23 protein-coding genes are annotated in these 26,396 nt (G+C 67.8%); 10 read left to right on the top strand and 13 right to left on the bottom strand.

What is annotated here, in order from left to right; all coding sequences use genetic code 11:
• Nucleotides 1–191: 191 nt before the first annotated feature.
• The 3 genes from ABZ910_RS27895 (at nucleotide 192) to ABZ910_RS27885 (ending at nucleotide 4,697) form a co-directional block, all read left to right on the top strand.
• The gene (locus ABZ910_RS27895; protein ID WP_361370090.1) at nucleotides 192–947 is read left to right on the top strand and encodes a ribosomal protein L7/L12; all 756 of its coding nucleotides are present in this window, start codon (nucleotides 192–194) and stop codon (nucleotides 945–947) included.
• Entirely contained in the window at nucleotides 944–3,055 is a 2,112-nt protein-coding gene (locus ABZ910_RS27890; RefSeq protein ID WP_361369967.1) for an NACHT domain-containing protein, read from the top strand. The genes ABZ910_RS27895 and ABZ910_RS27890 overlap by 4 nt, the downstream gene beginning before the upstream one ends.
• 724 nt (nucleotides 3,056–3,779) lie before the next feature.
• On the top strand, nucleotides 3,780–4,697 hold the full coding sequence (locus ABZ910_RS27885; RefSeq protein ID WP_361369965.1) for an IS3 family transposase: 918 nt from the start codon (nucleotides 3,780–3,782) through the stop codon (nucleotides 4,695–4,697).
• On the opposite strand, the gene ABZ910_RS27880 is transcribed toward ABZ910_RS27885, so the two are convergent.
• A complete protein-coding gene (locus tag ABZ910_RS27880; RefSeq protein WP_361370088.1) occupies nucleotides 4,597–5,967 on the bottom strand; it encodes an IS30 family transposase in 1,371 nt (456 codons plus the stop codon). The genes ABZ910_RS27885 and ABZ910_RS27880 overlap by 101 nt on opposite strands.
• 45 nt (nucleotides 5,968–6,012) lie before the next feature.
• Between ABZ910_RS27880 and ABZ910_RS27875 the strand changes: the two genes are divergently transcribed.
• Nucleotides 6,013–6,345, top strand: coding sequence for an integrase core domain-containing protein (locus ABZ910_RS27875; protein WP_361369964.1), 333 nt, complete (start codon nucleotides 6,013–6,015; stop codon nucleotides 6,343–6,345).
• Nucleotides 6,346–6,519: 174 nt separating this feature from the next.
• Here ABZ910_RS27875 and ABZ910_RS27870 read toward each other — a convergent pair whose 3' ends face one another.
• On the bottom strand, nucleotides 6,520–7,377 hold the full coding sequence (locus ABZ910_RS27870) for a helix-turn-helix transcriptional regulator (RefSeq protein WP_361369962.1): 858 nt from the start codon (nucleotides 7,375–7,377) through the stop codon (nucleotides 6,520–6,522).
• An 11-nt stretch (nucleotides 7,378–7,388) separates the two neighbouring features.
• Nucleotides 7,389–8,123, bottom strand: a complete 735-nt coding sequence (locus tag ABZ910_RS27865) for a DUF6879 family protein (protein WP_361369960.1) — start codon at nucleotides 8,121–8,123, stop codon at nucleotides 7,389–7,391.
• A gap of 208 nt (nucleotides 8,124–8,331) precedes the next feature.
• On the opposite strand from ABZ910_RS27865, the gene ABZ910_RS27860 reads away from it, so the two are divergent.
• Entirely contained in the window at nucleotides 8,332–8,670 is a 339-nt protein-coding gene (locus ABZ910_RS27860) for a hypothetical protein (RefSeq protein ID WP_361369958.1), read from the top strand.
• A gap of 484 nt (nucleotides 8,671–9,154) precedes the next feature.
• Here ABZ910_RS27860 and ABZ910_RS27855 read toward each other — a convergent pair whose 3' ends face one another.
• Nucleotides 9,155–10,117, bottom strand: a complete 963-nt coding sequence (locus ABZ910_RS27855) for an aminoglycoside phosphotransferase family protein (RefSeq protein WP_361369956.1) — start codon at nucleotides 10,115–10,117, stop codon at nucleotides 9,155–9,157.
• A 127-nt stretch (nucleotides 10,118–10,244) separates the two neighbouring features.
• On the opposite strand from ABZ910_RS27855, the gene ABZ910_RS27850 reads away from it, so the two are divergent.
• A complete protein-coding gene (locus ABZ910_RS27850) occupies nucleotides 10,245–10,796 on the top strand; it encodes a YciI family protein (protein ID WP_361369954.1) in 552 nt (183 codons plus the stop codon).
• Between the two features lie 81 nt (nucleotides 10,797–10,877).
• Here the strand turns inward: ABZ910_RS27850 and ABZ910_RS27845 are convergent, their stop codons facing one another.
• From ABZ910_RS27845 to ABZ910_RS27830, 4 genes are all read right to left on the bottom strand, one after another.
• Nucleotides 10,878–11,336, bottom strand: coding sequence for an SRPBCC family protein (locus tag ABZ910_RS27845; RefSeq protein WP_361369952.1), 459 nt, complete (start codon nucleotides 11,334–11,336; stop codon nucleotides 10,878–10,880).
• Between the two features lie 92 nt (nucleotides 11,337–11,428).
• Nucleotides 11,429–12,367, bottom strand: a complete 939-nt coding sequence (locus ABZ910_RS27840; protein ID WP_361369950.1) for an SDR family oxidoreductase — start codon at nucleotides 12,365–12,367, stop codon at nucleotides 11,429–11,431.
• Nucleotides 12,298–13,329 carry an iron-containing redox enzyme family protein gene (locus ABZ910_RS27835; protein WP_361369948.1) on the bottom strand — a complete coding sequence of 344 codons (1,032 nt, stop codon included), beginning with the start codon at nucleotides 13,327–13,329 and terminating at the stop codon, nucleotides 12,298–12,300. Before ABZ910_RS27835 ends, ABZ910_RS27840 begins: the two co-directional genes overlap by 70 nt.
• Entirely contained in the window at nucleotides 13,326–13,550 is a 225-nt protein-coding gene (locus ABZ910_RS27830) for a CDGSH iron-sulfur domain-containing protein (protein ID WP_361369946.1), read from the bottom strand. Before ABZ910_RS27830 ends, ABZ910_RS27835 begins: the two co-directional genes overlap by 4 nt.
• Before the next feature lie 336 nt (nucleotides 13,551–13,886).
• Between ABZ910_RS27830 and ABZ910_RS27825 the strand changes: the two genes are divergently transcribed.
• On the top strand, nucleotides 13,887–14,783 hold the full coding sequence (locus ABZ910_RS27825) for a PhzF family phenazine biosynthesis isomerase (protein ID WP_361369944.1): 897 nt from the start codon (nucleotides 13,887–13,889) through the stop codon (nucleotides 14,781–14,783).
• 90 nt (nucleotides 14,784–14,873) lie between these two features.
• Here ABZ910_RS27825 and ABZ910_RS27820 read toward each other — a convergent pair whose 3' ends face one another.
• From ABZ910_RS27820 to ABZ910_RS27805, 4 genes are all read right to left on the bottom strand, one after another.
• Nucleotides 14,874–15,614: a 1,4-alpha-glucan branching protein gene (locus ABZ910_RS27820; protein ID WP_361369942.1), complete on the bottom strand. Its 741-nt coding sequence runs from the start codon at nucleotides 15,612–15,614 to the stop codon at nucleotides 14,874–14,876.
• A gap of 44 nt (nucleotides 15,615–15,658) precedes the next feature.
• Entirely contained in the window at nucleotides 15,659–17,299 is a 1,641-nt protein-coding gene (locus ABZ910_RS27815; RefSeq protein WP_361369940.1) for a fucose isomerase, read from the bottom strand.
• Between the two features lie 41 nt (nucleotides 17,300–17,340).
• Complete coding sequence (locus ABZ910_RS27810; RefSeq protein ID WP_361369938.1) at nucleotides 17,341–18,819, bottom strand: FGGY-family carbohydrate kinase; 1,479 nt, start codon at nucleotides 18,817–18,819, stop codon at nucleotides 17,341–17,343.
• Nucleotides 18,820–18,934: 115 nt separating this feature from the next.
• Nucleotides 18,935–19,903: a LacI family DNA-binding transcriptional regulator gene (locus ABZ910_RS27805; RefSeq protein ID WP_361369936.1), complete on the bottom strand. Its 969-nt coding sequence runs from the start codon at nucleotides 19,901–19,903 to the stop codon at nucleotides 18,935–18,937.
• Nucleotides 19,904–20,106: 203 nt separating this feature from the next.
• Here ABZ910_RS27805 and ABZ910_RS27800 point away from each other — a divergent pair, with 203 nt between their 5' ends.
• The 3 genes from ABZ910_RS27800 to ABZ910_RS27790 all read left to right on the top strand — a co-directional run bounded on the left by ABZ910_RS27800 (nucleotide 20,107) and on the right by ABZ910_RS27790 (nucleotide 23,851).
• Complete coding sequence (locus tag ABZ910_RS27800; RefSeq protein ID WP_361369934.1) at nucleotides 20,107–21,705, top strand: sugar ABC transporter ATP-binding protein; 1,599 nt, start codon at nucleotides 20,107–20,109, stop codon at nucleotides 21,703–21,705.
• A 74-nt stretch (nucleotides 21,706–21,779) separates the two neighbouring features.
• Nucleotides 21,780–22,811 (top strand): ABC transporter permease, encoded by a 1,032-nt coding sequence (locus ABZ910_RS27795; RefSeq protein WP_361369932.1) that lies wholly within the window; start codon nucleotides 21,780–21,782, stop codon nucleotides 22,809–22,811.
• Between the two features lie 68 nt (nucleotides 22,812–22,879).
• Entirely contained in the window at nucleotides 22,880–23,851 is a 972-nt protein-coding gene (locus tag ABZ910_RS27790; RefSeq protein WP_361369930.1) for an ABC transporter substrate-binding protein, read from the top strand.
• Between the two features lie 127 nt (nucleotides 23,852–23,978).
• On the opposite strand, the gene ABZ910_RS27785 is transcribed toward ABZ910_RS27790, so the two are convergent.
• On the bottom strand, nucleotides 23,979–26,381 hold the full coding sequence (locus ABZ910_RS27785) for a glycosyl hydrolase family 65 protein (RefSeq protein ID WP_361369928.1): 2,403 nt from the start codon (nucleotides 26,379–26,381) through the stop codon (nucleotides 23,979–23,981).
• Nucleotides 26,382–26,396: the final 15 nt, after the last annotated feature.

Here is a 26,396-nt window from a genome sequence, read left to right as displayed (position 1 = left end):
CGGGGAAGAGGTGAGACATCGTCCATCACGGGCTCGGATCGGTTGTCAGCGTCGTGGTGTTACATGGCGTGTTGATGCCCAGTCAGCGCTGACCGGGCGGGCGAGGATAAGGTGGTCATGGAACCGGTCTACCGAGGGCGGCGAGCGCCGAGCGGGGCACCAGCGGGTGGTCAACGGTTGGGGTGCGCGCCATGACGTTGGGTCCGGCCGGCCACCTCCGTCACTCCGTCGTTCTGGTCGCCATTCCCGCCGCGCGTCAGGGAGAGGTGCTCACGGCTGTCCAGGACCATGGCGCCGCCTGGTCCGGGGAACTGCCGGATCTCGTCCTGCGTCAGGCGGATGAGGAAAGGGCACAGCATCTCGCCAAGGCACTCACCGCCATCGGCGCTGTCACCGAAACCTGGCCGGAGCCGACGCCCGGTCACATGGCGGTCGAGCCTCAGCAGGAAAGCGACCTGGTCGCGGTCGCCTCCACGCCAAGTGACACCTGGGTGGTGCTCGCGCACGCAGGTGACCGGAAGATTCAGGTCATCAAGGTAATCAGGGAGATCACGGAACTGGGCCTCAAGGAATCCAAGGATCTCACCGACGAGGCACCCAGCATGCTGGGGCCCTTCGTCAGGGAGCAGGCCGAGGCCGCGGTCGATCTCCTGACAGCCGCCGGCGCGACCTGCGAGATCATGGAGCCGAGCCCCTCCTCCGTGCTCCTCGACGTCATCCTGACGGCCATCCCGCCCGGTCGTCGTCGAAGCTGGCCGTCGTGGCTCACGGAGCGGCTGGGCGGAAAGCGCCGGATCACGGCACATGAGAAGCCCTTCGTCATCGCGCCCCGAGTCAGCCACCACATCGCCGACAACATCGTGCGCATCATTGACGAACTGGGAGGGGAGACGATGACAGCCCCTTCCGAGAGTCATGACGGCGAGCAACCGAGTGGGGTCGTATGACTGACGTCGCTTTCAAGCCCGGCGAGGAATTCGAACGGGACGTGCGGTCCATCCTGGCGCTCCGCGGGGACATCCAGATCACGGAACACAAGAGGATCGGCGGCAAGGACGTCGACATCGTCTGCGAGGCGCGCAGCCCGATCGGGTCCGTGCAGACCATCGTCTTCGAGTGCAAGGACTATCAGCGGGCCCTGAGCAGGGAGCGCGTGGCGACCGAGATGTCGGGATACTGGCCCCTGCTGCAGAACGGTGACGTCGATCAGATCGTTCTCGTCACCCGTAAGGGCATCGTCGCGAACGCCCGCTCGATCTTCGACGGCAAGAGGACGCTCCACTTGACGCTGGCGGACCTCACAGGGCAGATCCTGCGACCCGAGGCACTGGTCCGCAGCATGATCGACTCTTTCGAACAGGATTTGAGCGACTACTACATGCCGACCAGGTGCCGGGCCATCGACCTGGACTGGGTCGCGGCCAACCACCGACTGCTCCACTCCGACTTCATCACGTTTGCCGAGCAGTCGGGACTGCTCCGGTACGCGGAGGCGGCGGAGCAGTGGGTCGCGTCCACGCGGGGCACCGCGGAGGAGAGCCAGCCGACCCTGTACACGGAGTCGTCCTTCCAGGAGGTGCTCGCCGCCCGCACCAGCTCGCAGATCACCCAACTCGAGCCCCTGGTGCAACAGTGGCTGCGAGACGACGGCATCACCCAGTCCCTGGCCGTGATCGGCTCCTACGGAACGGGCAAGTCGAGTTTCGCCCGCAAGATCGCCCACTCATGCGCCGTGAGCTTCGACAAGAGCGCCACCGGGCGCATCCCGCTCCTCATCGAACTGCGCAACTTCGGCGGCCACCAGACGATCGAAGGCCTGGTGATTCACGAAATCCAGCAGCGCTACGGCACGGCGTGGACCTTCCAGACTTTCAAGCGGCTCAATGAATCCGGCCGTCTCCTCCTGATCCTCGACGGATTCGACGAGATGAAGCACGGGATGACCCAGGAGGCCCTTTTCCACAGCTTCGAACAGATCGGTCGCCTCAGCAGAGGCAAGGCGAAGGTCATCATCTGCGGCCGGCCCACGGTGTTCTCGTCGGACGAGGAGCAGGCGAAGATCCTGGTCGGGAAGCCGGCAACCTACATCGAGCAGGCGACCGGCTACCTCCAGATCGACATCGCCCCCTTCAGCCACGAGGACACCATTACGTTCCTGCGGAGGTTCTGCCTGAGCCGTACTCCAGACATTGCCGCGCTGTTGGAGACCAAGCTTCCGCAACTCCAGCGGTTGGCCAGCGAGAACGACGAGATCGCTCGCCTGCTCGCCCGGCCGGTGCACCTTCCCATGATCGCTGAACTCCTCCCGAAACTGGAGATATCGGCGGATTCACTGAAACGCGCGAAGGTGTATGAGGGGTTCATCCAGCTCTGCATCGACCGCGAGATCCGGAAGCAGGCCGTTCCTCGTCCCTCCGCCGAGGAGCACGCCCGGTTCGCCCAGGAACTGGCGCTGACCATGCTGCGCAGCGGTGAGTCACGGTCCGTCAGGTACTCGGAGGTGACCGACGCGCTGGTGCTTCCCTTTCTGCGGAAGGGCCAAGAGATCGACGAGTGCCGCAGAGAACTCATCTCGGCCTGCTTCCTGGAACGCAAGGCCCCTGACGTCCTCTACTTCCCGCACAAGAGCTTCGCGGAGTTCCTGGTGGCACAGGCCCTGCTGCGCAGGGTCCGTTCGGGCACGGCGGGAACCTCGGGGCTCGGCACCGCCATGTCGGCCGAGGTGGTCTCCTTCTTCCGAGAACTGGCCACCCACCGGGACATGCGCGCGTTGGTCCTGGCATGTGGCAGCAACGTCGAACTGCTGGAACGCCTGATCACCGTCAAGGACACCCGGGTGGTCGGCCTGCTACACGAACCCGAGATCGTCGATTCCATCGGTGCGCGCATCCTCGAACTGCCGAAGCTGCTGCTGTTCCAGATCTTCAAGCTCTGGCGCACCTACGTCGCCTCGGAACCGAGGATCCGCACCGTCGCCGAGCAGATCGCCCCTTACCTCGATGGCGCCCTGAAGATCCTGGTAACGGAACTCACCACGTCCGACGACCCCCGCTAAAGGAGAGAGGCTGGGGTGTCGGGGCGGTGACCTTCTGCTTCGGCGGCCGAGTCAGGGGGCACGTATGCACCCGCCAGCTACCCTTGTTGACCGCTGCTGACCCCTGCATCTGGCACGGCTGTGGCACGGAGACCTCTTCGTCCCAAAGCAACTTAGGCCGGGGCAAGGCCCGGAGTTGTTGTGCCTCTCACCTGGCCGAATGATCCGCAAGTGCGCCTCGTTGGGCGTTGCCGTCTGCTGCCCTTCAACGGGCTTTGAGTGACAGTGCCTCGGCTGGATGGTCACTGCTCCTGGAGCAAGGCCCGTGTCAGTGCCCAGCTTTATCGTGGATCCATGGGGCCGGCCGGGGATCTACTCAGACCAACCACCGGTGACCTATCCTGCCAGCCTCTGTGCTCAGGCGGGGGGCTGCCGGTGGTGGAACTGGTTGGTGCGGGCGGGGAGGGTAATCTGAGCTGGCTCTACAATGCCACTGTCATTCGAACAATGGGGCATGCGGACGAGTATCAGCGGCCTCGATCTGTAAGGAATGTTTCGGCCGGGCAGATGAACCGCTCCGGGTCTGATGGAGGCTCGATTCCCTGAGAGGATCGAGTCATGGCACGTCCGTCCCCGTACCCTGCTGAGCTTCGTGAGCGTGCGGTGCGCATGGTCGCGGAGATCCGTCCCAACTACCCAACCGAATGGGCGGCGATGAAGGCGGTCGCCGCGAAACTGGGCATTGGTGCCGCCGAGACGGTGCGGACATGGGTCCGCAAATCCCAGGTCGACGCCGGCCAGCGGCCCGGCGTCACCTCCGAGGAGGCCGCGGAGATCAAGCGGCTCAAGGCCGAGAACGCCGAACTGCGACGAGCCAACGAGATCCTCAAGGCGGCCTCGGCTTTCTTCGCGTCAAGCTCGACCGGCCGTCGAAGTGCTCGTAGCGTTCATCGACGCACACCGCCAGGTGTTCGGAGTCGAGCCGATCTGCCGGGTCCTGACCAGCCACGGACTGAAGATCGCGACGAGCACCTACTACGCCGCCAAGAACCGCGCCCCCAGCACCCGGTCGGTCCGCGACGCGGAGCTGAGGACGCAGATCAGCTGCGTCCACACAGACAACTTCAGCGTCTACGGGATCCGAAAGGTTTGGCGGCAGCTGCACCGCGAAGGCATACCGGTGGCCCGCTGCACCGTCGCCCGGCTGATGCGTGACCTTGGCATCCAGGGCGCTCGGCGAGGGAAGAAGATCCGCACCACCGTCCGGGACGACGGCCATGAGCGAGCCGGTGACCTGCTCCGGCGCGACTTCACCGCGTCCCGTCCGAACGAGCGGTGGGTAGCCGACTTCACCTATGTCGCCACCTGGTCCGGGGTCGTCTACGTCGCGTTCGTCGTGGACGTGTTCTCCCGGGCGATCGTCGGCTGGTCCGCCTCCACCAGCAAACGGTCCAAGCTCGTCCTCGACGCCCTCGACATGGCGTTGTGGCGCCGGGACCGTGCCGGAACCCCCGTTGGCCCGGGGCTGGTTCATCATTCGGATGCAGGCAGTCAAGGCGGATTCAACCGGTTGTCGCAACACCGGCGTGCACTGATCGTAGATGATCGTCGAAGGCTTCCGCGGGTGTCTTCCACTCGAGGGTCTTACGGGGGCGGGAGTTGAGGACCGCGGCGATGGCGGACAGTTCGTCGGCGCTCCATCGGGACAGGTCGGTGCCCTTGGGGAAGTACTGGCGCAACAGCCCGTTGGTGTTCTCATTCGTGGCCCGCTGCCAGGGAGCGTGTGGGTCTGCGAAGTAGACGGGCAGCCCGGTCTCGACCGTGAGTTGGGCGTGAGCGGCCAGCTCCTTGCCGCGGTCCCAGGTCAGTGACCGGCGGAGCTGGTCGGGCAGGGTGGTCATCGTGGTGGCCAGGGCATCCTTCATGGCCACGGCGCCGTAGCCGCCCAATGCGGGCCCGTTCTTGATCGGTGGGATGGTGCCGTAGCCCTCGGCTCGTGGAAGGTGAACGAGCATGGTGTAGCGGGTCGTTCGTTCCACAAGCGTGCCGATCGCCGACCGATTCAGCCCGATGATCAGGTCTCCCTCCCAGTGTCCCGGCACGGCGCGGTCGGCGGCTTCGGCGGGCCGCTGGCTGATCACCACGTCCTTCGTGACGTGGCCGCCTGGCTTGTTGCGAGACCTGGCCCGTGGGACGCGCAGGGCGCGGCCGGTGCGCAGGCAGGCCACGAGCTCGCGTTTGAGGCCACCGCGGCTCTCGATGTAGAGGGACTGGTAGATCGCTTCGTGGCTGATACGCATGGATTGGTCCTCAGGAAAGTCGATCTTCAGGCGGGCCGATATCTGCTCCGGGCTCCAGGCGTTCGCCCACCGGCGGTCCTTGCGGTGCGGCTTGTTGCGCCCCTTCCATTCAGGAACCTGCGGCCCGGGAAGTACGGTGCCGTCCGGGGCTCGGACTACGCCCAGCAGGCGGTCCTGCACGTACTCCCGCAGCCGCTCGTTCCCGGCCAGCTTCGCCTCCTTGGGCCGCTGAGCTACCAGGTCGGCCTTCCACTGCGCGACCGAGGCCCGGTACTCGAGCTTGCCACCGCGGGTGGCCGCGTTGCGCCGCAGCTCCCGGGAGATCGTCGAGGGTGCCCGACCCAGCTGCTGGGCTATCTCCCTTACTCCGGCGCCCTGCACGCGCAACAGGGCGATCTCCTCGCGTTCGGCGAACGAGAGGTAGCGGCCCGAGACGGCAAGATCGATCTGCGGCCTCCCGCCAGCATGCCGGAACCACCGGGTGCCCACCGCCGGCGCCGCCCCGACAGCGACAGCCGCATCCTCACTGGTCAGCCCCTTGGCAATCTCTCGCCAGAACAGTCTCTCGACCTCCCGCCGAGTCGAGGGCCGTCCCGGCGACTTCATGGGCGACCGCCCCGTCAACTCCGTCATCCAACCCGCTGGTCGTCCCACAACACACTCCTCTGACCAGGGGTGTTGCAACGACTGGTTGAACCCGGGCAATACACGTCATTCGCGTTCGCAGCGCACCTCCTCGAGGCCGGCATCGACGCCTCGATCGGCACCGTCGGCGACGCTCTGGACAACGCGCTCACGGAGTCCCAGATCGGCCTCTACATGACCGAGTTGATCAGGCCCCGCAGGCCTTGGCACGGCCTCGCCGACGTCGAACTCGCCACCGCGGAATGGGTCGACTGGTTCAACAATCAGCGCCTCCACACCGCAATCGCCGACATCCCGCCGCACGAGCACGAGACCAACTACTACGCTCAACACCAGCCCCAACCGGCGGCTGGAGCCAACGCATAGAGCCTCCACCGATCCCGGAGCGGTTCACCAGCTGGGATCCGACACGGTTGCGTGGGGCTTGAAGTTCTGTGCGGTGGCCGGGAGGTCGGCATTCTGGTGGGCGGGAAGGGCAGAGCTGACGGCACCAGGGAGCACTGGAGCGCCCGGTCTGGCCGGGCCCAAGGGCGGGCCGTATTAGTGCGGACACACAGATCGCTGCACGCGAGTGATCAGGTTCTGGGCGTCGGTCCCGTACACCGCTGACTTCCGCAGCATGTTCCAGACTCGTAGGTAGGTGGCGATGGAGTCGGTGTCGTCCAGCCACAGCTCGGCGTGCCAGTCTTCTACGACTACCCGGCGTTCGTCGTAGATCCAGAAGCCGTTGCCCGGATAGATCTCGAGGGACGCAGTGAAGGGAACGATGCCAAGTTCCAAGGTGTCCAGGCCGATGACCGATGCCAGGCGGTCCAGCTGAGCGGCCAGGACGGAGGGCGGGCAGACCAGCGAGTGTATGGCGCCTTCCCATATCAGGATCCGGTACTTCCGGCCTGGTTCGTAGAGGCCCTCTTGCCGGCGGATGCGGGTCCGTACGGCGTCCTCGGTGTCCCGGGGCGACTGCATGAGGTTGGCGTGCCGGGTGAGGACATGTCGGGCATAGTCGGCTGTCTGGAGCATGCCGGGAACGAGCACGTTCTCCCAGATGGTCAGCACCCGCGTGCGGTCGTGCTCGGCTGTGATTGCTTCCTGCACGGGGCGATGGCCGGATGCCAGCTGCCGACGCCACGACCGGATGTGCGACTCGAAGCTGCGCAATTGGGCCAGCAGGCCGTCGCGCGCCTCGGGATGCCCGGTTGCTTCGGCCCACGCCTGGAGTTCATCGGCGGTCGCGGTCTGCCGGCCGTTCTCCAGCTTGCTGACCTTCGACTTGGTCCAGTTGCTGCCGAGGCGTTCGGCGAGCAGCTCGCCGGTGAGGCGACCGCCTGGGGCCGTGAGCCTCAGCTCCCGTAGAGAGAGGCCCAGAGCCTCACGGGCCTGCTGGTAGTCAGTGCTCACCGGACCTCACGTCATGTGTTGATCTCGAACTTGGCGTACGGAACGGCATAGTGCCAGGCCGCGTCCCGTGCCTGGCAATAGCGGTTCACGGCGGCCGGCTCCGTGATGAGTTCAATGCCCGTGAGGTGGTCGTCCATGTCGAAGAGCAGCCGGGCCACGAGCCGGGAGTCGAAGAGCCAGAAGTCCTCGTCCGGCAAGTGCAGCCGCTCGGCGCGGGCGCGGGAGAGGGTGCGGATGTCCTCGCCGACGGCGCAGTTCCGGGCGGCGTTGCTGCGCAGGTACAGCTGGCCGGGCGTGGCGGGGCTGTCGACCAGCCGCACCCGTTCGAACCGTTTGCCCTGGCGGGTCTGCGCGCGGAGGTTGCGGCACCAGGCATCGTCGTAGTCCCAGTCGATCCGCTGCCCCTTGGCGAACTGTGGCCACTCTTCCGTCTGTTCGTCACTGGCGTAGCGGCGCCGGGTCTCCAGTCGCCACGCGGTGTGGTCGAAGGTCGAGAAGAGGCGGTCGAATTCGTCCTCGGCGTTGATGAGCCGGGGCGTCCCGTCGCGCGGCCCGAAGTCCACCAAGGTGTTGCGCGGTACGACAACGGCCACTTCGCCGGCGCCGAGGTGTTGGAGCTGGGCCACGTCGTCGGGGTCGGTGAGCGGTGGCCCGTGGACGATGACCTCTCCGCTGTCGAGGTCCTCATGGATGCTGGGGCAGCCTCCGCCGCCAGAGCCGGTGCCGTTGAAGCGAAGGTTGCGCATGGTTCCCCTCCGACAGGTGCAGCGGATGCGGGCCAGTCTCCCCGAGGCCAACAGCCGAGACATCGCCTCCAGTTGACCCGTGTGGGAAACGTTGCGCAACTCCGGCAGATAGTCAAGAAACTTCGCGCAACTCCAGATGTGGTGAGCAACCTCCCATCCTACGGTCCTGTTCATGGCCTCACCACCCGAGAGGAGTGGCAGTGTGAGCGTGAGCGTAGTAGGCGGCGACCCCACCAGGCGGGCTCTCACCGCGCTCCCGTTGCCCCGCGCGATGCTGCTGTCGCCCACCCAACTGCGCGGTGCGGGCTGTGTCTGGTGCGACAGCGAGCTGCACGGCGACACCGCGCAAGACCTGGGGCAGCGCTACGAAAGCATTCTCGGCGTCGTCGGTCGCTGGTTCCCCCGCGGCTGCCGGGCCTGCACGCTGAAGGCCACGCTGGCCCAGTACAAGGCGCATCCGGGGGCGTGCAAGGAGTGCGTCGACGACCCCACCCGCTGCGAGGTCCGGCGCGGGCTGCGTGCCTTGGCCTTGGAGCTACGCCCATGACGTGCTGTGCGCGCTGCAACGAGCCGATCCGTCATGACGAGGAGGCCGAAGAGGTACCCAATCATGGAGCCACCGGCGCCGGCAGTGTCATTACCGTGCACGCCAAGTTGTGTGCCCGCGCCCCGAAGCAGGCCACTCAGATGGGCCGACCCCATTGACTGCCGTTGGCGGCCATGATGCCGACGACGGCCGGGAACGGAGTAGCCCCTCCAGCCAGGGGCCCACTGACGGCGGATCGGTGCAGGGCCACGCTGGAGCGGGGCATCCGCTCCCATCGAAGGACGGGGCATGTGGCATCCAAACGGCATCCGATCATGAAACAGGCCCCCCGTTCGCATAGAACGAGGAACCTGTGACCATCTGACCTGCTGCGCAGGTGGTGCCCTCGGCAGGATTCGAACCTGCGCACACGGCTCCGGAGACCGGTCCCGGAGTGATTGTCAGTGGTTCCTCCTTCGGCGGCTCTTCTGACCGGTGCGGCAGCTCAGAGCAGGCGGCCCGGGCTGGTGTGTGCGTGGCGGTTGAGGAGTGCCGCGCACCAGTGGAAGTGGCCGTCGCTGCCGTCCTGGCTGAACAGGTCGTAGGTGGTCAGGGCGTACGCGGTCTGATACAGGGTCAGGGTCTTCTCGTCGTGGTTCAGTTCCATTGCGAGTGTCCTGGTGAGTTCCTCTGTGTGGCGTGCGGCGTCGGGGCCGTACATGTCCCAGACGGCTGCCGCCACCGCGGCCTCGAAAGCCGGGTCGCCGGCCGTGGTGAAGAACCCGAAGTCCAGGACCGCCACCGGATGACCGGCGTCGTCGACATGGATGTTGGGGGCGACCAGGTCTCCGTGGACGACGGTGAGGGGTGCGCTCGGCAGGTCCCTCAGTGCGCGGGTGGTCTGCTCGATCACCGTGGCCAGTGCTGGTACGGCCGCACCGAGCACGTCCCCGTGACGGCGCGCGGCACGCTGGACCAGGGCGGCGAGCGCGTCGGGGAACCGACTGTGGCCCTCCCACAACGGTCGGTCGTCACCCTGGACCGTCAGTCGCCGCATCGCGGCGGACCCGGGCACGGAAGCCAGGCCGCGCAGCACGGTGAGCAGTACGTCCTTCTCCTGTGCGGTCAGGACCGGGGCGGGTGCCGGTTGCGAGTCCCCGGCGTCGACTCGTAGCGGTGAGCCGGGCAACTCGCGTTCGTATGTGACAAGTGTGCCGTCCCGGTCCTCGGTGGCGAGGATCTGCGGGGTGGCGAAGGGGAGGGGGTGGTGGGCGATGTCCGCGTAGACCTGACGGATCAGGCCGAGGTCAGCCGGCGGCCGACCGCTCCACACCTTGGCGACGATGCCGTTGCCGAGGCGGTAGACGGCGCCTTCGACGCCCGCTGCCAGTGGCCGTACCGCGGAATGGCCTTGGCTCGTGAAGTACTCGACCCAGTCGGTGGAATGACGTTGGAGGTAGTCGGCCATGGGGTGCAGTACATCGTGCTGTCCTCGTCCCACGCACCTCCTGGAGCGCGTTGCCTGTGCTTGTCGCCGGTCGACGGGCGATAAGTCTGTCGCCCTGCCTTGGCGCACGGTGGTAAGGACTGTGGACATGGAGTTCTTCTGTTTCCACCGGGATCGGCCCGGCTCCCCGCCGCTGCGTGACGAACTACTGGAAGAGCACTGGTCCTACATGGACCGGTATGCGAAGGAGATGATCGCCCGCGGCCCGACCTTCGCCGACGATGGGGACACGCCCACCGGCAGTGTGCACATCGTCGACCTGCCGGATCCTGCCGCCGCTCGCGTGTTCGCCTTCGACGAGCCCAACTATCAGGCCGGCGTCCATCGGGACGTGATGCTGCGACGGTGGCGCAACATGCTCGGGCGCACCATGTGGGACTTCCCTGGTGGCCGGACCGGTGGCAACCGGTACCTCGTGCTCGGCCTCGGCTCGGGACGGGCCTCCGACCTCGAGGTGCCGCCCGATCGGGACGAACTGATCGCGTACGGGCCGCTGCTGTCCGACGACGGCGCCACCTGGCTGGGTACGGCGGCGCTGGTCCGGGCGTCGGGCCCGGACACGGCACGTGCCGTCCTGACTCCGGACCGGTACGCCGGCATCGAGGTGCACCACTGGCGGTTCGGCGGACGGCCGTCCTGAGGCGTGGTGAGGCGTTCGTTGTCCGCAACGGACGACCGCCCAGTGGCCGCGTGATGGGGCGGCCACCGGCCGGAGGAGCGTTCAACCCGGGGTGACACGGCCGCGCCACGAGCCGGACTCGCCGCCGCGCGACTCGATGAACTCCTTGAAGCGCCGCATGTCGCCCTTGACGCGTCGGTCGAACGTTCCGATCAGGTCGGCCACCGTCTCGGCCGGCCCACTCGCTTCGACGTCCATGACGAGTTCCACGCGGGTGCGGTCGTCGCCCAGGCTCTGGAAGCGGACCATGCCGCGCTGCTGGGGGGCACCGCTGATCGAGCGCCAGGTGATCCTGTCGTCCGGGAGCTGGTCCACGATCTCGGTGTCGAAGTCCCGTTCCACACCCGCGATCTTGGTGGTCCAGTGGTTGTGGATGTCGTCGATCTGTACGACCTCCTCCACGCCCTCCATGAAGTTCGGAAACTCCTCGAACTGCGTCCACTGGTTGTAGGCGGTCCGAACCGGAACGTCGACCTCGACCGATTCCCTCACCGTGCTCATGACTGTCCTCCTTCGTGTGTCGCGAGTACCGCGCGGGCAGCGAATCCGCCGCGCGGACGGGCACGCTGAACCGAGTACCCGCATCGAGGCGACTACGGCAGCGGAGTGCCACCGGTCGCGTTCAGGATCTCCCCGGTGATGAAGCTCGCTCTCGGCGAGGCGAGGAAGACGTAGGCGGGCGCCAACTCGGCGGGCTGGGCGGGACGGCCGAGCGGCGACTGCTTGCCGAACTCGACGGTGTCGGGCATCGTCGCCGGAATCAGCGGCGTCCACACGGGTCCCGGGGCCACGGCGTTGACGCGCACACCGTCACCGATCACCATCTGCGCGAGACCCTGCGTGAACGTCACGATCGCGCCCTTGGTCATCGCGTAGTCCAACAGGTGAGGGCTCGGCTTGTACGCCTGCACGGACGTGGAGTTGATGATGGAACCGCCCGCCGGAATGTGCGGCAGGGCCATCTTGCACAGCCAGAACATTCCGTACAGGTTCGTGCGGACGACCCGGTCGAACTGCTCGGTCGAGATCGCCTCGATCCCGTCCGGCTGGGACATCTGGTACGCGGCGTTGTTGACCAGAATGTCGATGCGACCGAACTCGGCGACCGCACGCTCCACCAGCCGGCGGCACTGCTCCTCGTCACGAATGTCGCAGGGCACCGCCACGGCCTTGCGGCCGGCGTCCTCGACGAGGCGGGTGGTCACGGCGGCCTCGCTGCCCTCCTCGGGCAGGTAGGTGAACAGGACGTCGGCTCCTTCACGCGCGTAGGCGAGGGCGACGGCCCGGCCGATGCCGGAGTCGCCGCCGGTCACCACCGCCGTGCGGTCGCGTAGGAGCCCGCTGCCCTCGTAGGAGTCCTCGCCATGGTCGGGCGGCGGGTCCATCGGGCCGGTCCAGCCCGGATGCTGCTGCTCCTGTGCGGGAAAGTCGGGGCGTGGGTGCTTGCGGGTGGGATCCTCGGTCACGGGACGCTTCTCCTTCCTTCGTCGTCGGCCAACGGCACGCGCAGTGCGCTCTGCCGGCGCCGCCATGCGGTCAAGGCCCTTGCGGCGAAACGGTCTTCGAGCAGGCAGGTGGCCTGCACCCCGAAGGCGACGTCCGCTTCGAGGTGCGGCTCGACGGCCAGGAGTCCGCCGACCACATCGCGGCGTACGACCTGTTCATGGACGGCGTCCGCCTCCACGTGTTCGTCGTAGAACCGCTGCGCGGCGGCCCCTGCGCCGACGCCACGCAGAGCCGTGGCCAGGCGGTAGGAGCTCGGCGGCGAGGTCGCTTCGACCGTGGCGAAGTGCCCGACCAAGGCTCCGCGCAGAGCGCGGTGCAGCCCGAACAGGGACATGACGTTCACGGTGGCCAGCATCCCGGCGGGGGCGTGTTCGACATAGTGGCCGTACGCCGTCTCCAGGCCCAGGTCCCGCATGAGCTCGGCGAACAGGTGGGCGTGGATCTCGTCCGCACGTCCGGCACCGAACTCGTCGAACTCCACGGCCGCCATGGCCGCCTTGGCCCGGCCGCGCAGTCGGGGGATGACCCAGGCGTGCGGGTCGGCCTCCTTGAGGTGGTAGAGGGAGCGCAGCGCCGCGTACTCCCTGAGCTGCCACAGCTCGCCCGCGCGCTGCAGATGGCGGCTGACGCTGGTGTCCTCATCCCCGACGGGATCTCCGACGGGTTCCACCAGCAGCGCGGCCAGCGCCTGATCGGCACTTGCGCACGGAACCGCGTCGCGACGCAGGGCTTCGAGGAACCGCCGCTCCAGGGGGCGGCGAAGGGCCAGGAGCCCGGGGTCCCATTCACAGTCGTCGTCCACGCCCTCGAAGCCCCGATAATGGAGTTCGTAGAGAAGGTAGAGCGCCAGCTGGAGGTCTTCGCCGTACGGATCGAACGTGTTCGCAGGCGGAAGAGGCGTCTGGCCGCCGCGCAGCGCCGAGAGGACAGCGTCAGACAACTCGCCCCGTAGCAACGGGAGTTGAGGGAGTGCCCTGTCGGTTGTCATGTCGGCCCCCTGGGGTTCTGGTCCGGCGGGCGGGAGCGGCGATGACTGGTGTCGCACCAGGGGTAGATGCGGCTGCGGCGGCACATACAGAGCGCGACGGTGAAGCGCCGTGAGGTGACGACGGTGCCGTCGGCGCAGGTGACCTCGACCGGGCCTGCCACGAGCAGCGGCCCGTCGGCGGTGATCGTGACGCGGTGCGGGTTCTCGGGTTCGTTCGGCACGGATGACCACCAGTTCCTCTCGGTACACCGGCCACGCAGGCCGTGATGTCCCGCTTGTCCCTGTCGTCACAGTGAGTGCCCAGGATGCGGGGACGCACACATGCGCTCACCGGCAGGGGCGTGGGGGTATCGGATGCACGGGGCCTCTGCGGGCACTCGCCGGTCAGATCCCCGAGGGGACGGATGGCCGCCCGGCCGCGCTGCGATGTGGATCTTCGTGGGCTTTGGGGCGCTGCTTGAAATACTTCGCGCCTGGACGCTCAACCCGCCTGGCATGATCGGCATGGCTGATATTGATCGTTGGACTCGATGGGTGCACGGTGGCAGCGTGGAGCCATGACCTCCTCCGACGCGAACGGGACGAGCGCCGTGACCTTTCCCGAGCCGACCACCGAGACGCTGCGCTATTCGGCCTTCACCCACGATCCGGCGGGAGGCAACCCCGCCGGGGTCGTGCTCGATGCCTCGACGCTCGACGACGCGGCGATGCTCGCCATCGCGGCAGAGGTCGGCTATTCGGAGACGGCCTTCGTGACCGCCCACGACGAAGGGGCACGGCGGTTCAGGGTCCGGTACTTCAGCCCGCTCGCCGAGGTGGCCTTCTGCGGACACGCGACCGTGGCCCTCGCCGTGGCCCTGGCCGAGAGGCTGGGCCCGGGCGAGATCGTCCTCGACACACCTGCGGGCGAGGTCCCCGTGGCCACCAGGGTGGACGACAAGGGCGCGGTGCTGGCCACACTCACCAGCGTTCCCACTCGATCCCGCCCCGCCGAACGCACCGAACTGGCATCCGCGCTCGAAGCCCTCGGCTGGGCTCCCGACGACCTGGACCCGGAACTGCCGCCGCACTTGGCGTTCGGTGGCAACGACCACTTGGTCCTGGCCGCCGCCTCCCGAGCGCGTCTGGCGGACCTGGACTACGACTTCGACGGTCTCGCCGAGGTGATGCGGCGTCATGGCTGGACCACTCTGCACCTGGTGTGGCGTGAGTCGGCGGAGCGCTTCCACGCCCGCGACCCGTTCCCGGTCGGTGGTGTCGTGGAGGATCCGGCGACCGGAGCGGCTGCTGCGGCGTTCGGCGGGTACCTCCGTACGGTGGGGATCGTGACCCACCCCGCCACGATCACCATTCGCCAGGGCGAGGACATGGGCCGCCCCAGTGACCTGCGGATCGACGTGGACCCGCAGGACACCCGCACCCGAGTCACGGGGCAGGCCGTGCCGATCGGCTAGGACCCTGGAGCCGGGCCCGGTCCGGGGGCTCCCGAGGATGGAAGCGCACGCCGTCGAGCGCATCGACGGCGTGCCCACCTGCTCAGCCGACTACGAGCCGAGTACGACGGCGAACGCGCCGCGGCTCTCGGTGCTCTCGGGCAGGCTCCAGCCGGCGGTGACATGCCCGAGGGGCTCTGCCGTACCGGCCTCCGCCGCACCGGCGTCCGCCGTACCGGCTTCTGCCGCACCGCTGGCCGGTCCTCCCGGGCGGAGAACGCGCGTCACCCGAATAATCAACTCCTGCGCCGGTCCAGCCGGTTCAGTGACGACTTCACCGTCGATGGTGAGCTCCAGGCGGAGTTCGGTCCCCTCGCGTCCATGAGCAGTGGTCGAGGACTTGACCGAGGCTCGACCGCCGCTGGCCGCGAAGGAGCTGAGCACGGACGGGTCCGGGGTGTCGGACACACTCTGGGCCTGCGGTTCGGCGTCGCCCTGAAGGAGAGCGAGCAACTGCGCGGCGAGGACCGGGTCGTGGGTGCCGTCGTAGATCCACCGCTTCCCGAGGACCCCGTGCTCGGACATGCCGATGAGGGCGTCATCGGCTCCCTCGATCGGCGCCCCACGGTAGGTGAGCGGGATGTGGTACGCGATCGGCTCGTCGCCGGAGTCGTCGATGACCACCATGAACTCGATACCGACCTCACCCTTGGGGTCGTCGAGCCGGAAGCCGCCTGCCTTGGCCAAGGTAGGGCGCTCTCCCTCGCCCGCGTACCAAGGCTGCGTGGGAAGCCACGGTTCCAGAAGCTCCAGCTTGGTGGGCTTCATGGTTGTGCGGTGGATGATGGACATGACCAACGACCCTTCATATCGGCCTGAGTGGCTCGGCTACCTTCTCATTCCAAGGTCACATCGCCGCACAGGTGCACCTGCACCCCGAGAGCCTCGAACATCGCCGCCTTCGCCAGGAGGGCCTTGTCGGCTGTCTGCGCGTCCGGGCCGTAGGCGACGTTGAGGTGATTGGCCTTGTGACGCGCCATCAACTGGTCCCGACCGACGCCGTGCAGCACCGCGTGCATGATCGGCCACTGGGGCGTCGTGGCGTCGAGGCGGCGCTGCGTCTCCTCGGCGGGAAGCTCCGGTACAGTCCCGCGCCCGAGGTCGACGTGCAGGGCGCCGTCCATGATGAACACGCGCGACCAGACGATCTCCCCCGGCTTCGACACGCCACTGAGCGTGCCGCCGCCGAGCGGGAAGTATATGGGCGGCTGACGCATGCTGTACGACTTCTCGTAACCGCCGTTGTGGGAGGCCGGAACCGCGCCGGATATCTCGAAGACCCAGACGAAGTCGTCGCCGTACTGCTCTCCCCAGCGGATGTCGTGGAGGGTGGTGGCGGGATCGAGCCCCATCGCGGTCCATACGCGGTTGGTCACGAGGGCGTCGACGGCGACGCCCTCGTCCACCTCGTTGAAGTGGGGGAGCGGAGCGCCCGCGTACAGCTCGCGCGCACCGTCCCGGCTGCGGACCGGCGGGCGCTGGACGTTGTTGAGGAGTCCCTCCACGAGGTCGCTCGCCGGGACGAGGTCCTTGAGGCCCTGCTGGTACTGGATGCCGACCGCGTCCAGGCCGAAGTCGTCGGCGATGCGGAGCGCGGCGACGTACATCTTGCACTGGGTGTGCACCTGGTCGTCGGTCAACTCGGTGGCTTCGTCGGTGCCGATGTGGAAGGTCAGGCCCGCGGTGTCGAGCCAGGCGCGGACCGCCCGGGCCTCGTCGTCGGTGACCGTGTTCATCTCGGCGAACAGGGCGCTCTGGGAGAGCCGCTCCTTGTAGATTCCGAGCGGGTTGATCAACTCGTCGTCGAAGATGGCGTTGTACATGCCCATGCAGCCCTCGTCGAAGACACCGATGATCGCCTTCTCGGTGGAGAGCTGGGCCGCCAGGGCCCGGCCGAGTTTGACTTCGGGACCGGACAACGAGGACGACGGCAGCGGGCGTACATGACTCTGGTCGTGGGTCAACTCACCTGTGTTCAGCCATGACTTGAGACCGGCCAGGGCCCAGTCGTCGGTGAAGTCCTTGCTCCACAGGGCAGAGTGCGGCTTGCCCGCCTTGGTCAGGCTGGCGGTGAGGTTCAACAGCCCCACCAGGCCCGGGAATTGTCCGCTCCAGTTCGCCACGACCAGAATGGGGCCCTGGTGACTGCGCAGTCCGGCGAGCAGGTGGTGGCTGTACTGCCAGACCGCCTCCGCCACGATCAGCGGTGCGTTCGGGGGCAGCGTCCTGAAGACGTCGATTCCGGCGCGCTGGCTGTCGATGAAGCCGTGTCCCTTCGCCTCGTCGACCTCGTGGCCACGCCGCAGCCGCCAGCCGAGCGACGTGACGGCGGCGGCCAGATCGGATTCGAGCTGCTGCTGCGCCGGCCAGCAGGTCACGTTCGCGGCGGGGCGCAGATCGCCGTTCGCCACCAGATACACGGTGTGGGGGTCCGCCTGGGGTGATTCCGTGTGGGCGGGCATGCGGTAGCTGCTCATCGGGCGACTCCTTCGTTCGTATGCGTCCGTGATCTGCTGTGTCAGCGCTCCTGCTGAGCCGCGAGCGTGTGGGCGATGGTGCGTGTGCTGGGGTAGAGGTCGAGGTAGGCCGCGTAGAGCTCGTCGTACTTCTTGGCCAGGTGCGGGCGCGGTTCGCGGATCTCCTCGATCGGGTTCCAGGCCTCGATGGAGAACTCGCCGACCGTCTGTGCCGCCAGGAACGCGCCGCCGTAACTCGCGCCGATCGTCTGCGAGGGGATCTCCTGTGGGCGTTGGGTGATGTCGGAGACGATCTGGGTCCACAGGGAACCCTGTGCGCCGCCCCCCACGGCGACGATCCGGCGGACGTCGCCACCGGCCTCCTCGATGGCCGCGATGTTGTGGCGTACCCCGAAACCGGTCGCTTCCAGCGCCGCGCGGTACAGGTCGCCGCGGGTGTGGGACAGGGTGAGACCGGCGATGACACCCCGTGCGTCCGGGTCCATGACCGGGGTTCGCTCGCCGGCGAAGTACGGCAGCATGAGCAGGCCGTTCGCGCCGGGTGTCGAGCGTTCGGCGAGCTGCATCAGCCCGTGGTAGTTCGACGCTCCGAACAGGTCGCGCAGCCAGCCGGTGATGGCGCCGGACGTGGCCATGCCGCCTGCGAGATTGCGGGTGTCCGGAAGCGCGCCGACCGTTCCCCACAGGCAGGGGCTGGTCGCCAGGTCGGGAACGGTGTTCACCAGGAACATGGTGGTGCCGTACATCAGCATGAGGTCGCCCACGCCCTGCGCGCCGACACTGATCGCCTCGGCCCAGGCGTCGATCGTGCCGGTGATCACCGGGATGCCCGCGGGGAGCCCGGTGAAGGCGGCGGCCTCGCGGCCCACGACCCCGGCGACCTCACCGGGCCAGCGCAGGGGAGGCAGTTCGAGGTCGGGTGCGATCAGATCGGCCCAGGGCTGGTGCCACTGACGGCTCCTGGTGTCGTACAGCGGGGTGCACTGGCTGGCCGAGTGCTGGTCCAGGACGTACTCACCCGTCAGTTTGTGGACCAGCCAGGAACTCGGCATGAACAGGCGACGGGCCCGTGCGAAGATTTCGGGTTCGTTGTCGGCGACCCAGGCGACCTTGGGGCCGGCCGCCTGTGTGGAGAGTGCCGAACCGCATCGGTGCAGGATCTCGTCGGCGCCCAACTGGTGGTCGAGCCGGGCGATCTGCGCTGTGGCGCGGGTGTCGATGCCGTAGAGGATGGCGGGCCGCAGGGGCACCCCGGCCTCGTCGGTCAGCAGCACGCACGGGCCCATGCCGCTCACCCCTACGGCGACGACCTCCGCCTCCTCCTGCTCGAGCAGTTGCCGGCTGAGCTGAAGGAACTCCTGCCACCATGTCTCGGCGTCCATTTCGACCCAGCCCGGGCGGGGCCGCCTGACCGGATGCTGCTGAGTGGCGCTGCGGAGCACCCGACCGTCGAGGGTGACGAGCACCCCCTTGCTGCTGGACGTGCCGATGTCCACGCCGATAACTGCTGGGACCGTCATGCCCGGCAGGCTGACAGAAATCGATTTCTCAGTCAATAGACCGGCCGCGTACGGGGTGTTGGCGTGGTTATGGGGTGTCTGTCGCTCGGGCGTCTGTCATTCGGGTGTCTGTCGTTCAGTCCAGGCTGGTCGGGAGGACGACCGTACGGCTCGGCTGGGTGTCGCCGTTGATGCGCTCGATCAGGAGACGAGCCGCGACCACGCCGATCTCGCGGGCCGGATGGTGGATGACCGAGACGCCCGCCGGAGTCAGGATGCCGTACGGGAGGTCGCCGAACGCGACCATACCGAGGGCGGGCGGGGCCTGGTTCAGCTCACTCAGGCACTGCAACGCACCCAGCGACATCAGGTTGTTGGCCACGAACACCGCGTCGGGCGGCTCGGGCAGCTTCATCAGCTCCGCCATGGCCGCGAATCCGCCGTCGACGCGGTAGTCGGCGAAGCGGAGGTAGTCGTCGGGCACCGCCTCGGGGCTGCGGGCGGTGAACACCTCGCGCCAGCCGGCGGCCCGCTGCTCGGCCGTCTCCACGTCGGAGGGGCCGGTGATGCATGCGACCCGGGAGAAGCCCTGGTCGTACAAGGCCACGGTCGCGGTCCGGCCGCCGGCCGCGTTGTCCACCACCACGGCGTCGACGTCGTTGTGGTGCGCGGTCCGGTCGACGACCACCACCGGCGTCCTCCGTGCGATCACGGTGTCGAGGTTGGTGTGGTCGGACGCCGGAGCGAGGATGACGCCGGCCATGTGTTCCGACAGCGCGATCTCGAGGTACTTGGCCTCCTTGTCCTGGCGATCGTCGGTGTTGCACAGGACCACGGAGTACCCCTCCGCCTGCGCCCGGTCCTCGACGCCTCGGGCGAGCGCCGTGAAGAACGGGTTCTCGATGTCGGGGATGATCAGCGCGATCACCTCTGCCGAGCGGCGGCGCAGCGTACGCGCGGTGCGATTGGGCTTGTAGTTCAGCGTCTCCGCCGCCTGGCGGACCTTGTCGGCGTACGGCTGTCCGACCGGGGCGCCATTGAGGACACGGGAGACGGTGGCCGGAGAGACCCCGGCCAGAGCTGCGACCTCGTAAATGGTTGCCATGATGCCGAGAGATTACCTGTGCCTCTCACTTTCCCTCCCGCCGCTCCGGATGTCCGCAGGTCACAGGCCTGGGCGTGCGTGCTTGCGGGCGTACGTACCGCCCTCCGGGCCGCGTCGCGGGCGCCGCCAACAAAGGCGGACGCAACCGTTGACGCGCCTCAGGGCCACCCCTACGCTGCCAGAAATCGATTTCTGGAGGTGTCATGCCGTCGGGGAATCAGCCGCTTCGCACCGGTGGATCGCAGCGGACGGAGCGGACCACGACCGACACGCCGCTGCTCGAACTGGAGGGCGTCAGCAAGGGTTTCCCCGGCGTCCAGGCGCTGTCGGACATGCGGCTGGACCTTCGCGGGGGCGAAGTGCTGGCGCTGGTCGGGGAGAACGGGGCTGGCAAGTCCACGCTGATGAAACTGCTGTCGGGTATCCACGCGGCGGACACCGGACACTTCCGGCTGCGCGGCGAGCCCCTGCATGTCACGGGACCCAAACAGGCACTTGAGCTGGGCATCAGCATCATCCATCAGGAGTTCAACCTGATGCCCGACCTGACGGTGGCTCAGAACATTTTCATCGGGCGGGAACCGTCGGTCAGGAGGTTCGGATTCCTGCTGGACGAGCGGGGGCTCAACGCTCAGGCGCAGGACCTGGTCGACCGGCTGGAACTCCCGCTGGATGTCAGAAAGTTGGTCGGCAACCTGACCGTGGCGCAGCAGCAGATGGTCGAGATCGCCAAGGCCCTGTCGTACGACGCCAAGGTGCTGATCATGGACGAGCCGACCGCCGCGCTGAACGACGCCGAGGTCGCGACGCTGCACGGGCTGATCCGCAGGTTCGTCCGTGAGAACACGGGTGTCATCTACATCTCGCACCGCATGGACGAGTTGAAGACCATCAGCGACCGGATCACGGTCGTCCGTGACGGCAGGTACATCGGCACCGTCGACACCGAGGCCACCACCATGAAGGAGGTCATCTCCATGATGGTGGGACGGGAACTGGCCAGTGACGCACGGCCGGAAGGCGTCCGCGCCGACCGTGAAGTGGCCCTGTCGGTACGGGGGTTGTCCACCAAGTCGCTGCTGAGGGACGTGTCCTTCGAACTGTACGAGGGCGAGATTCTGGGCTTCGCGGGCCTGATGGGAGCGGGGCGCACCGAGGTCGCCCGGGCGCTCGTCGGGGCGGACAAGATCGAATCGGGCACGTTCGAACTCCGCGGCAGGGCCGTCAGGATCGGCAGTCCCGCCGAGGCGGCCAGGCATCGCATCGGCTATCTCTCCGAGGACCGCAAGAGCCTCGGACTGCTGCTCGAACAGGACGTGAACAGCAACATCGCACTCAGCTCGATGAGCGAGCTCTTCGCCGTCGGCGGTTTCGTCAAGGACCGGGCGATGCGCGCGAAGTCCGCCGAGCTGGTCGCCTCCCTGAGGATCAGGACGCCGTCCGTTCACCAGGCCGCGAAGCACCTCTCCGGCGGTAACCAGCAAAAGGTGGTGATCGCCAAGTGGCTGGTCAAGGACTGCGACATCCTGATCTTCGACGAGCCGACGCGGGGCATCGACGTGGGCGCGAAGGAGGAGATCTACCGGCTCCTCAACGAACTGGCCGTCCAGGGAAAGTCGATCATCGTGATCTCCTCGGAGCTTCCGGAGGTCCTGCGTCTCTCCCACCGCGTCGTGGTGATGAGCGAGGGCCGTGTCACGGGCGTCCTGAACGCGGACGAGGCCACGCAGGAGACCGTGATGCATCACGCGACGATGCGACGCGACCCCGATGCCGGTGCCCCGGCTCCCGTCGCTTCTTGAGGCACCCGGCGCCCAGCGCCCGGCACCCCACCGATACCCGAGCGAATGTCCGGAAGGCCCCCAGGAGGACAACCGTGACCACTCTCAAGTCACCGGCGGACAGCATGGCGAAGACCCCCACCGCGCCATCGGGTCGAGCGAAGTCAGGTGGACTCGGCGGCGCCGCCAGGGACCGCCTGCAGCAACTGCTCGCCTGCGCGAGCCTGATCGTCATCGTCGCGTTCTTCTCCTTCGCGAGCGGCGACTTCTTCACCTACGGGAACATCACCAACATCCTGTTCTCCACCGTGGTGATCGGGCTGCTCTCGGTCGGCACCACCTTCGTGATCATCACCGGCGGCATCGACCTGTCCATCGGAACCGGGATGGCGCTGTGCGCCGTCATGTCGGGGGCGTTCATCGTCAAGATGGGACTGCCCCTCCCCGTCGGCGTGCTCGGAGCGGTCCTCTCCGGCGGCCTGATCGGGCTGATCAACGGCCTGAACGTCGCGATGCTGCGCATCCCGCCCTTCATCGCGACCCTGGCGATGATGCTCGTAGCCCAGGGGCTCGCCCTGGTGATCTCCGACAGCGCGCCGATCTACTTCACCAACGCGCCCGGCTACACGGAGATTTCGACCGGAAACCTGATCCCGGGCGCCGACTTCCCCAACGCGGTCGTCATCCTCGTCCTCGTCGCCGTCATCGCCGGAGTCGTACTGAACAAGACGACCCTCGGCCGGTACACGTACGCGATCGGCAGCAACGAAGAGGCGACCGCGCTCTCGGGCATCAACGTCCGGAAGTGGAAGATCGTGGTGTACACGCTCGCCGGCCTGTTCATCGGTCTCGCCGGCGTGATGATCTCGGCACGTCTGGGATCCGCGCAGCCCGCGACCGGCATGGGATACGAACTCCAGGCGATCGCCGCGGTCGTCATCGGAGGCACCTCACTGAGCGGCGGCAAGGGATCGCTGGTCGGCACGGTCATCGGCGCCCTCATCATCTCCGTGCTGAACAACGGCCTGCAGATCATGTCCATTCCGCAGGAGTGGCAGGACGTGATCCTGGGATGCGTCATCCTCGTCGCCGTCTACGCCGACATGATGCGCAAACGAGCCGCCTGAACCGACGCGCATACGCAGGTCGATCCGCTCATGGAGCAGCAACAACCCGCGACAAGGAGTCGAGCCGTATGAACAGCCGCATGCACACACGACGCGTCCGGGCGGTCCTCGTGGCCGCAGCACTGCCCCTCGCACTGACCGCGTGCAACCCCTCGAACAGTGCCGACGGAGGGAAGCCGCGCATCGCGATCGTTTCCAAGGGTTTCCAGCAGCAGTTCTGGCAGTCGGTGAAGAAGGGCGCCGAGAAGGAGGCCGCCAAGGAGGGCGCCACGATCACGTTCGTCGGGCCGGCCACCGAGTCGGACGTGGAGCAGCAGACCAACATGCTCTCCAACGCGCTGGCCAAGAACCCTGACGCCATCGGGTTCGCCGCCCTGGACAGCAAGGCCTCCGCTCCGCTGCTCCAGCAGGCCAAGTCCCAGAAGATCCCCGTCATCGCCTTCGACTCCGGAGTCGAGTCGGACATCCCGGTCACCACCGCCGCGACCGACAACAAGGCCGCCGCCGCCGAAGCGGCCCAGCACATGGCCACGCTGCTCGGCGGCAAGGGCAAGGTGGCCATGGTCGTCCACGACCAGACCAGCCGCTCCGGCATCGACCGCAGAGACGGCTTCGTGCAGTGGATGAAGAAGAACGCCCCCGGAATCAAGCTGCTCCCACCCCAGTACGGCGGAGGGGACCAGATCAAGTCCGCCGACATCACCAAGTCGATCATCACCTCGAACCCGGATGTCGACGGCATATACGGTTCCAACGAAGGCTCGGCCATCGGCGTCATCAACGGCGTCAAGGAAAGCCACAAGAAGGGCATCAGGATCGTCGGCTTCGACTCCGGCGAGGCCCAGATCGACGCCATCAAGAGTGGCCTGGAGGCGGGAGCCGTCACACAGGATCCGATGGGGATCGGCCGAGAGGTCGTCAGCGCCGCCATGAAGGCGATCAACGGCAAGCACGTCCCCAAGTCCATCGACACCGGCTACTACTGGTACGACAAGAGCAACATGGACGACAAGAAGATTCAGGCCGCCCTCTACCGGTGAGCGACGACCGGGCCCCGGTCGTCCGGCAGGAGAGCAAGAGAGGGAGGGAGGCGGCGCCCTGCGGTCGTCTCCCCTCCGTGGGTGTCAACACGCCCGCGGCGGCTGCGTCGTAGGAGTCAATGCCGGGTCAACTCCGCGGGAGGGCAACCGTGTACGTCTCTCCGGGCGCGATGCTGACGGCGCGGTCGGGCAGCACCACGCGGATCGGTGCCTCCACCGAGGCGGGCACACCGATCTCCAACTGCCCGTTCCGGCGGCGTACGCCGATGCCCCAGTGACCGCGGTAGCGCATCGAGAACCCGTACCGGGAGAGCGCGGGAAGCGGCACCGGGTCCAGCCACAGGGCGTCCTCGCGGGTCTCCAGTCCCGTCAGGCCGCGCTGGACCAGGTCGAGGGTTCCGGCCATGGCCCCGAGATGGATGCCCTCGCCGGTCGTGCCGCCCTGGATGTCGGCGATGTCCGCCCGCAGGGCCTCGTCGACGTACTGCCATGCCTCGGCCCGTCTCGCCCTGGCGAGGACGAGGCCGTGGACGAGTTGGCTGAGCGTGGAGCCATGGCTGGTGCGCTGAAGGTAGTAGTCGACGGTTCTGTGCCAGATCTCGTCGTCCAGGTCGTAGCCGAGCCGCCGGAACAGGGCGCGCAGTTCGGCGGGCGAGAACAGGTAGCCGAGCATGAGGACGTCGGCCTGCTTGGACGCCTTGTAGCGGTTGACCGTGTCGCCCTCGGCCTCCAGGATCCGGTCCAGCCGCCGGATGCTCCGGTAGCGCGCGCGGTAGGCGTCCCAGTCGAGCTCGGCGAGAGCGTCGTAACCCTCGAACTGGCTGATGACGCCCCGGTGGAACGGCACGCGCAGGCGGCGGGAGACCTCCTCCCACCGAGGCAGCTCGTCGGCGTCCAGGCGGATCCGCCGGAGCAGTTCCTCGCGGCGCCACGCGGGAAGGCGCCGTAGCAGGTCCAGCGCACGGGTGAGGACCCAGGCGGCGGTGACGTTGGTGTACGTGTTGTCGTCCAACCCGGGCCGGTGGGCGCCCGGGTAGCCGTCGTGATACTCGTCGGGACCGACGACGCCACGGATGCGATACCGACCCGACTCCGGCTCGAAGTCGGCGATGTCCGCCCAGAAGCGGGCGATCTGCAGCAGCATCTCCGCGCCCCTGGTGTGCAGGAACTCGGTGTCGCCGGTGGCCTCGCAGTACTGCCAGACGTTGTACGCGATCGCCGAGCCGACGTGGTGCTGGAGCCGGGAGTGGTCGGGGAGCCAGCGCCCCGAGTGCGGGTTGAGATGCCACTCCTGGGTCTCCTCACGGCCGTTGCTCCCGCTCTGCCACGGGTACATCGCCCCCGCCCGGCCGGTCGCGGCGGCCGCTCGGCAGGCCCGCGGAAGGCGCCGGTAGCGGTAGTTCAGCAGCGCTCGGGAGACCTCCGGCAGGCGCAGGTTGAGATACGGCAGGACGAACAGCTCGTCCCAGAAGACATGGCCGCGATAGGCCTCGCCGTGCAGGCCCCGGGCCGGCACCCCCACGTCCAGATCCGCGGTGTGCGGGGACAGTGTCTGCAGGACGTGGAAGAGATGGAAGCGCAGGATGCGGCCGGCCTCGCCGGGCACCTGGAGGTCCGCGCGCCGCCACAACTCCTCCCACGCGGCCGCATGGGAGTCCAGCAGAGCGGCGAAGTCCCCCGCCGCGGACACCCGGTCGACCGCCTCGCCGAGCGGGTCGCTGATCGCCGTGTCCCGTGCGGTGTGCAGCGCCACGGTCTTCTCCACGGTGACGGGCCGACCGGGAGAGAGCGGGACCAGCAGACGGTGGACGGCACGGCGCCGGGCCGGACGAAGCTCCGAGACGGCCGCGCCCCCGTCGGCGACGACCGTCGTCCGGGCGGCCAGCGCGACGGCGACGTCCGACGTTCTGGTACGGCAGCTCAGCCAGAGCGTGTCGGGCTCCTGCGCCCCAGTCCGCACGCGGGTCACGTGGCGTTGGTCGAGGGCGCGGTAACGGTGCACGTTGCCGTTGATCACCACCCCGTCGAGGCAGGACTCGATCTCGATCTCCGCCGGCCGGTCCTCGGCCGTGAACACCGTCCGCAGCGCGGCCAGATGAGGATCGCCCATGTGCACCAGACGGCTCTGCTCGACGCCGAGCACCCCTGCCTCGTCGTCCCGGTGGCGGAAGGTCCGGGTGAGCGTGGCGCGCCGCAGATCCAGGGTGTGCCGGTGGTCCAGGAGGGTGTGCGTGTCGGGGGAGAACCAGGGGCTCCACGCTCCCTCGGCGCGGCGCAGACGGAACCGCAGAAGCAGCCAGTTCGGGAGGTTGACCAGGTCCTCGTTCACCACCTGCCGCCCCGCCACGGCCGACTCCAGACGGTTGTAGCAGCCGGCCGCGTAGGTGCCCGGGCCGTGCACCAGGGCCGCCCGGCACTCGGGCAGCGCGCCGCGCGTGGCGAAGTAGCCGTTGCCGAGCGTGCAGAGCGATTCACGCAACCGCTCGCCGGCCGGGTCGTAGCCCGTCCACTCCCAGATCCACTCCGACATCCGCCGCCCTCTGGC

The organism is Streptomyces sp. NPDC046805 (assembly GCF_040645355.1).
In the GTDB taxonomy this organism is placed as follows: domain Bacteria; phylum Actinomycetota; class Actinomycetes; order Streptomycetales; family Streptomycetaceae; genus Streptomyces.
This window is presented reverse-complemented; position numbering and strand designations above follow the sequence as displayed.